The organism is Carnobacterium sp. (assembly GCF_049673005.1).
Lineage (GTDB): Bacteria > Bacillota > Bacilli > Lactobacillales > Carnobacteriaceae > Carnobacterium_A.
Genome location: NZ_JBATXB010000084.1, coordinates 1 through 7,943, shown reverse-complemented (window position 1 = coordinate 7,943; position 7,943 = coordinate 1). Strand labels below are relative to the sequence as shown.

Sequence of the window (7,943 nt, the reverse complement as noted above, 5' to 3'; positions counted from 1 at the left end):
TGTCTAGTTAGCGAGTGCGTGGGGATTGAGGATGCAGCTGCAGGTGTTGAGTCAATTAATCGTGCGAATATGGTTTCCATTGCCGTCGGAGATAAAAAGGTATTAAGTGCTGCAGATAAAACGGTGGATTCTACAGAAGAATTAACTATGGAACGAATAAAAAAAGCTTGGACTGAGTTCAGTGGAACTAACTAAACGGCACTATGGTTGGATAGACAATCAAGAAGTTGTTGAATACCACTTAAGCAATAGTCAAGGTGCTGTATTCAAGTGTTTAAATTATGGTGCAATTGTCAGTGGTATTTTGGTGCCTGATAAAGATGGGCATGTAGAAAATGTTGTATTAGGATTTGATACATTAGCGGACTATATGGATTACCCAGCTTATTTTGGAGCGATTGTCGGACGTGTTGCTGGGAGAATTAAACGTGGTCAATGGTTAGATTACAAGTTAACACTCAATGAAAAGACCAATCATATCCATGGAGGAGAAAATACTTTTAGCCAAGTTGTTTGGCAAACTAAATTAATAAAAAATCAAACTGATTCATTAGGGATTCAGTTTACTCATCATAGCCCAGCTGGTGAGAATGGTTATCCCGGTAACTTAGCAATAACGGTTACCTATTTATGGACAAATGAAAATACCTGGATTATGAATATAGAAGCAAAAACAGATAGACAAACGCTCTTTAATCCTACGAATCACTCTTATTTCAACTTAAGTGGGAATGCAAAACGGACAATACTAGATCATCAATTACAAATTTGTAGTAACGTTTATACAGAAATAGCTGAGGATAAGTGTCCCACAGGTCAATTATTACCTGTTCAGAATACAGCGTATGATTTTAGAAAACCAGTTTTAATGAAGGATGCTATAAAGAAATACCCCAATGGTTACGATACAGCATTTAAATTAGCAAACGGAAAAGTACGAATGAATGAATTAAAAAGTGGTAGAAGTTTGGAAATTCAAACGACACGTGAAGCAGTGGTTGTTTTTTCTACTACCGGAATGGATGAAGAGTATGTAATTAATGGCCGGAAAATGTGTAGCCATTTAGGGATTGCGCTAGAAACGCAAGAACTTCCAGACGCAGTTCATCATAACCAGTTTCAATCTATCGTTCTAGAGCCTAACCAACTTCATACATCTCAGACGGTTTACCAATTTTTGGTATAAAGAAGCTTGTCAGCCCACCTATTATGACCTATGATAATGGAAGATAATGATCAATAATAAGGAAGTGGATTTTTTGGCAATTACAATCAAAGATGTTGCAAAAAAAGCAGGTGTAGCTACCTCAACTGTTTCACGCACGATTCAAGATCATTCAAGTATTAGTGAAAAAACTAAAAAAAAAGTTCGTTCAGTAATGAAAGAACTTGGTTATCAGCCGAATTTAGCAGCGCGAGGGTTAGTAAATAAAAATATGCGGACTATTGGTGTTATTTTACCTGTTTCTGATTGAACAGTTTTTAAAAACCCTTTTTTCCTAGAAATGATTCGTGGGATCAGTAAAGCCTGCAATGAAAAAAAATATATGGTGGCCTTAGCTTCTGGAACAACAGAAGAAGAGTTGCTCGAAAGCATTCAAACAATGTCTAAAGGTGGAAGAGCAGATGGGTTTATTGTTCTTTACTCTAAGCAAAAAGATAGAATTATCGATTACTTGCATAAAGAAAACTTGTTTTATGCGATGATTGGAAAACCCTATGAATATGAAAATGAGATTGTTTATGTCGATAATGACAACCAGTTAGCAGGAAAAGATGCAACCGATTATTTATTAGCTCTAGAACATAAAAAAATAGCTTATATAGACGGTAATTTTGGCCAAATGATGTCTTCAGAAAGATTATCTGGATACAAACAAGCACTTTTATCAGCGGGTATAGACTATAATTCTGAGTATATCATACAGGGAAAATCAACTAATCTAAGCCAAAAAGAAACAATTAAAGAATTGTTTTCTTCAAAAAACTTTCCGACAGCTGTAGTTGCAGGTGATGATTTGATTGCAATGGAACTTATCTATTCATTAAAAGAAATTAATTTAAGAATACCAGAAGATGTCTCCATTATTAGTTTTAATAATTCTATGTTTACAGAAATAGTTCAACCAACCTTAACATCTATTGATTTACATGTAGCTTATTTAAGTGAGCAAGTCGTAGAAAAACTAATAGAATTTATTGAAGGAAAACAAACATTAGCTATAAAAATTATTTTACCACACGAAATTATCGAACGAAATTCATGTATTAAATTGAATAAAATAACCTAATTTAAATTCATTGTTTTTTACTTTATAAATTGTTTCCAAAAAATAAGCGTCTCAAGTTTTATAACTTGAGACGCTTATTTCTATTATCTAGCACTAGTTGATAATTGGATCAATACCATTCGCCTTCAGGTGTGTAGTGTATCGTCTCTCCATTAGTGAACGTTAATGTAACGGAATAGTTTTCTTGATTTCTTTTAATGTTTTCAATATTTTCGATTTTATATTTAGATGGGTCATCCAATTCTTCCATATGGCGAGCGTAAACAAGGCTGAGTCTTTGAATTTGATCTTCGTCTAATTGGTCATATCCTTTTACTTGAGTCCATTCCATTGTAATCTCTCCTTTTTTAACGTTAGTAGTGTAACCCATATTATACAGTAAAAAGTTAAAAAGGTAAAAAATAGGATTACACGATTAACCTATAAAAAAGATGAATAAAAAAACAAGAATATAAGTTGTGCACAGTCTGTTGATAACTTTGTGCACAACCTGTTGAAAAACAAGTTAAGAATTTAGGAATATTGATACAACAAGTGTTTTAAAAATACATAAGCGTTGAAAAAAGAGGTTGTCCACAAAATGTAGTGTATAACTTGGATTCTAACTACTACTAAATAAAGAAATCAATTTTAAATTATTCTATAAAATAGTATTATTATTGATTTTTATATAGTTCATGGATAGAAATTCTGACTTAAAGTAAGGATGAAAATAAATGGAATAAGATTATGCCAGAATCGACAAAAAACGAACGTTAATGATTTTTAACTTGAAAATGTTAGTTAAATTGTTGTAATAAGAAAAGGTTTGTTTTATACTAAATGAAGACGAAGAAATACACTCTAATATAATTAAGCGATATGGGCTTTAAGTTTCTACCGGACACCGTAAATGTTCCGACTATTAGGGGAAAGCTGCTTTTTTTGCTGTCCCAAAATAGTTAGGATGATACAGTTGATGTAGAATTAACTGTTTTTTTGCGTTCTACTAGCTTTTTAGTAGCACAAAAAGATTCTGCTCATTCTATTAATTTATACTACTAGGGAGAATACATTCTTGTATTTTTTTGCAATTAAAAATAAGGTGGGAATAAAAGTGGAGAATTTTTTTAAGCTGAAAGAAAATGGAACAACGGTTAGTACGGAGGTTATAGCTGGAATAACAACATTTTTTGCAATGTCTTATATTATATTTGTCAATCCTGCACTATTATCTTTAACAGGTATGCCTACCCAAGCCGTTTTTCTGGCGACGCTAATCGCCTCAGCAATAGGAACGTTAGTAATGGGATTATTTGCAAATGTTCCATATGCTCAAGCTCCAGGAATGGGATTAAATGCGTTCTTTACTTATACGGTTGTTTTTGCGTTAGGATTTTCATGGCAAGAAGCTTTAGCGATGGTTTTTATTTGTGGAATCTTTAATATTTTAATAACAGTAACTAAAATAAGAAAAATGATTATCCATTCCATTCCTGAATTAATTCAGCACGCAATTGGTGGAGGGATCGGAGTATTTGTTGCCTATATAGGAATCAAAAATGCTGGATTTTTAAAGTTTACTTCAGAAAGTCCCAATATACAATCAATCAACAATGCTCCATTTAATGCAACAGAAGCGACTTATACAGGTGGTATTGGAAGTGTAGTAACAGATGGCGGTATTATTCCCGGATTAGTAAATTTCACTGACAAAGGAACTTTATTAGCTTTAATCGGTTTAATTATAACGGTTGTACTTGTTGTCTTAAATGTTCGAGGTGCTATTCTAATTGGTATTATTGCGACAACTCTTATTGGTATACCGATGGGAATTGTTGATTTATCAGCTATTTCTAATCCAGATAATTCGTTAGGCAATGCGATTTCTGAATTGAAAATCACATTTGGTGCTGCATTTGGATCAAATGGAATGGTGTCACTATTCTCAGATGCCTCTCGTCTACCTTTAGTTTTAATGACTATTTTTGCTTTTAGTCTATCTGATATCTTTGATACAATTGGAACGTTTATTGGAACGGGTCGTAAAACAGGTATTTTTACAACAGAAGATGAGGCAGCTTTAGAAACAGGTTCAGGTGTCAAATCTAAAATGGATAGAGCCTTATTCGCAGATGCGATTGCCACATCAGTAGGAGCTATTTTTGGAACATCGAACACGACTACATTTGTTGAAAGTGCTGCTGGAATCGGTGCAGGTGGTCGAACAGGCTTAACAAGTGTTGTAGTAGCTGTATTATTTTTATTATCTAGCCTCTTTTCTTCATTCATAGCAATAGTACCTACTCAAGCAACAGCTCCTTCCTTGATTATTGTCGGTATCATGATGATGTCTGCATTACTTGAGATAAAATGGAATGATTTAGAAGAAGCTATCCCCGCATTTTTCACTTCAATCTTTATGGGACTGGCTTATAGCATTTCTTACGGAATTGCAGCCGGTTTTATCTTTTTTGTTATTGTAAAAGTTGCTAAAAAGAAAACAAATGAAATTCATCCAGTATTATGGATTTCAACAGGATTATTTATTCTTAATTTTATTGTCTTGGCGTTTATCTAATTAGTACTGAATCAGCATTCTTTCATTTTTCAGTTATCTACTGAAAAACGGAAGAATGTTTTTTTATCTATCTAAAATAATAAAGAAAGGCACCATCATCTCCAGAACCTGTTAAACTAAAAGAAGCAATGAATATTTGTTCAGAAATAAGAAGGAGAGAAAAAATGACACCTTTTACTGAAAAAGCACTAAAGATTATGAAAAGTATTCCAGCTGGAAAAGTCATGACATATGGACAAGTTGCAGAAATATCTGGGAATAAACGAGGAGCTCGACAAGTAGCACGTATCTTGCATTCAATGAGTAAAAAATATGATATTCCGTGGCATCGAATAATAAACGCTAAAGGTGAAATTGGATTAAAAGATGAGGAAGGACGATTTACTCAAAAAGAAAAGTTGATAGCTGAAGGTATTGAATTAACAGTAAATGGAAAAGTAAGTTTAGATAAGTATCTTTATCACCCAGAGATTGAAGAACCTTTCTGATTGTAATTGAGTCTACAAAAAATAAGCTGCTTGGTTTTACTTAAATCTTTGCTTTGCTTAAAGCAGAAAGATATAATCTAACTAATGTGTATAAAAAATAGTTCTTAAGAAGGGGAGCTTAAACTATGGATAAGAAGGAACAGAAGAATGTATCTTATTTTACGTTAGACGAGTCAACTGTTTTTGAGAAAGTTCAATCATCTGAAAAGGGGTTGACTTCAGCAGAAGCTGAAAAAAGAATAGCCGAATATGGACCTAATCAATTAGATGAAGGAAAAAGTAAAAGTCTATTGATAAAATTTCTTGAACAGTTTAAAGACTTTATGATTATTGTCTTATTAGCAGCAGCTGTAATATCAGGTGTTTTTGGAGATTTGACAGATTCTATTATCATTCTTGTAGTCGTTGTCTTAAATGCTGTTTTAGGAGTATTTCAAGAAGCAAAAGCTGAGGAAGCCATAAACGCTTTGAGAGAGATGTCTTCGCCAGAAGCACGAGTAAAACGTGATGGAACTGTTGTTTCGTTAAAAAGTGATCAATTAGTCGTTGGGGATGTTGTCTTATTAGAAGCAGGCAATATTGTACCAGCAGATTTGCGTTTAATTGAAGTGGCTTCTTTGCAAATAGAAGAATCTGGACTAACTGGAGAATCAGTTCCAGTAAACAAAGAGTTAACGGTTCTTGAAGATGAGAAAGCTGGGATAGGCGATCGAACAAATATGGCTTATATGAACAGTAATGTTACATATGGTCGTGGTGAAGGGATTGTAGTTGGAACGGGAATGAATACTGAAGTGGGAGAAATCGCACAGATGCTTGCTTCAACAGACGATACGATGACTCCACTTCAAAATAATTTAAACCGTCTAGGGAAGTATTTAACAGTTGCTATTTTAATTATTGCTGTCGTGATATTTGTTGTAGGTTTATCGAACGGTCGAGGTTGGGTAGAGATGTTATTGACTTCTATATCTTTAGCAGTAGCGGCTATTCCAGAAGGTTTACCAGCTATTGTTACAATCATATTAGCATTAGGAACACAAAAAATGGCTAAACGAAAAGCTCTTGTTCGTAAATTGCCGGCGGTTGAGACGTTAGGAAGTACGGATATTATTTGTTCCGACAAAACCGGAACACTGACAATGAATAAAATGACAGTTGAAAAGATATATGTAAACGGTCAGCTTCAAGATAGCTCAGATTCTATAGATACTAATTCTCCAGTTTTGCGTTCAATGATGTATGCAAATGATACACAGATATCTGGAGATAGGACATTAATTGGCGACCCAACGGAGACAGCTTTGATTCAGTTTGCCTTAGATAAAGAAATCAATGTTTCTGACGTTTTGGCAAAGGAACCTCGTGTAGCTGAAATTCCTTTTGACTCAGAAAGAAAACTGATGACTACTATTCACAAACAGGCAGATGGCAAATGTTTAGTTGCTGTTAAAGGTGCGCCTGACGAATTATTAAAACGATGCACGAGTTATAATGAAAATAATGAAGTTAAACCATTAGATGAAAATATGAAGCAAACTATTTTAGAAACAAACCACGAGTTAGCAACTCAAGCATTGCGCGTTTTAGCTACTGCTTATAAAGTAATAGACACTGTACCACCTGAAGTGAAATCAGAAAACGTCGAGCAAGATTTAATTTTTTCAGGTTTAATCGGTATGATTGATCCAGAAAGAGAAGAAGCAAAAGAGGCTGTTTTAGTAGCACGTCAAGCTGGGATAAGATCTGTTATGATTACTGGAGATCACCGTGATACTGCAGAAGCGATTGCTAGAAGATTAGGGATTCTGGAAGAGTCTCAAGTTGGAGGAGTAATAACGGGTGCTGAGCTGGATGAGATTAGTGATGAAGATTTTTCAACTAAAGTAAAAGATTATTCTGTTTATGCGCGTGTTTCTCCACAACACAAAGTTCGAATTGTTAAAGCATGGCAAAAAGCAGGTAAAATCGTTGCTATGACAGGTGATGGAGTAAACGATGCACCAGCATTAAAAACAGCCGATATTGGTATAGGAATGGGAATTACAGGTACTGAAGTGTCTAAAGGTGCGAGCGATATGGTATTAGCTGATGATAATTTTTCAACTATTGTCGTTGCAGTAGAAGAAGGACGCAAAGTTTTTTCAAATATCCAAAAGTCTATTCAGTATTTACTGTCTGCAAACTTAGGTGAAGTGTTAACTTTATTTATTGCCACACTTTTTGGATGGAGTATTTTAGCACCAGTGCATATTTTATGGATTAATTTAGTAACAGATACCTTCCCTGCGATTGCTTTAGGATTAGAACCTGCAGAAGCGGATAGCATGAAGCAAAAACCTCGTGGAAAAGAGGCTACATTTTTTTCTAATGGCGTGTTAGGAAGTATTATTTATCAAGGTATCTTTGAAGGCGGGATTACCTTATTTGTTTACTGGTGGGCAACGAATAACCCAGTCCATGCTGGAAATAGTGAGTTAATTCATAGTGATGCTTTAACGATGGCTTTTGTAACGTTAGGTATGTTGCAGTTGTTCCATGCGTTTAATGTGAAATCTGTTGATAAGTCACTCTTTACAGTAGGATTCTTTAAAAATAAACTGT

Annotated in this window: 7 protein-coding genes, 1 pseudogene and 1 riboswitch; of the genes and pseudogenes, 7 read left to right on the top strand and 1 reads right to left on the bottom strand. The window is 34.3% G+C overall.

What is annotated here, in order from left to right; translation table 11 throughout:
* The 4 genes and pseudogenes from WBF61_RS06375 to WBF61_RS06360 all read left to right on the top strand — a co-directional run.
* Positions 1-195: pseudogene (locus tag WBF61_RS06375) on the top strand (beta-phosphoglucomutase); the annotation flags it as partial.
* Positions 182-1,186 (top strand): aldose epimerase family protein, encoded by a 1,005-nt coding sequence (locus tag WBF61_RS06370; protein ID WP_424254935.1) that lies wholly within the window; start codon positions 182-184, stop codon positions 1,184-1,186. The pseudogene WBF61_RS06375 and the gene WBF61_RS06370, both read left to right, overlap by 14 nt.
* Positions 1,187-1,259: 73 nt before the next feature.
* Entirely contained in the window at positions 1,260-1,475 is a 216-nt protein-coding gene (locus tag WBF61_RS06365) for a LacI family DNA-binding transcriptional regulator (protein ID WP_424254933.1), read from the top strand.
* Positions 1,476-1,505: 30 nt separating this feature from the next.
* Positions 1,506-2,291 (top strand): substrate-binding domain-containing protein, encoded by a 786-nt coding sequence (locus tag WBF61_RS06360; protein ID WP_424254932.1) that lies wholly within the window; start codon positions 1,506-1,508, stop codon positions 2,289-2,291.
* A gap of 109 nt (positions 2,292-2,400) precedes the next feature.
* Here the strand turns inward: WBF61_RS06360 and WBF61_RS06355 are convergent, their stop codons facing one another.
* Complete coding sequence (locus WBF61_RS06355; RefSeq protein WP_424254930.1) at positions 2,401-2,622, bottom strand: glutathione reductase; 222 nt, start codon at positions 2,620-2,622, stop codon at positions 2,401-2,403.
* Between the two features lie 493 nt (positions 2,623-3,115).
* Positions 3,116-3,215, top strand: a riboswitch (purine riboswitch).
* Between the two features lie 172 nt (positions 3,216-3,387).
* Here WBF61_RS06355 and WBF61_RS06350 point away from each other — a divergent pair.
* The 3 genes from WBF61_RS06350 to WBF61_RS06340 all read left to right on the top strand — a co-directional run.
* A complete protein-coding gene (locus WBF61_RS06350; RefSeq protein ID WP_424254928.1) occupies positions 3,388-4,851 on the top strand; it encodes an NCS2 family permease in 1,464 nt (487 codons plus the stop codon).
* 164 nt (positions 4,852-5,015) lie between these two features.
* Complete coding sequence (locus tag WBF61_RS06345) at positions 5,016-5,339, top strand: MGMT family protein (RefSeq protein ID WP_424254927.1); 324 nt, start codon at positions 5,016-5,018, stop codon at positions 5,337-5,339.
* A gap of 125 nt (positions 5,340-5,464) precedes the next feature.
* The coding region (locus WBF61_RS06340; protein ID WP_424254925.1) for a cation-translocating P-type ATPase at positions 5,465-7,943 on the top strand (2,479 nt) is incomplete at its 3' end.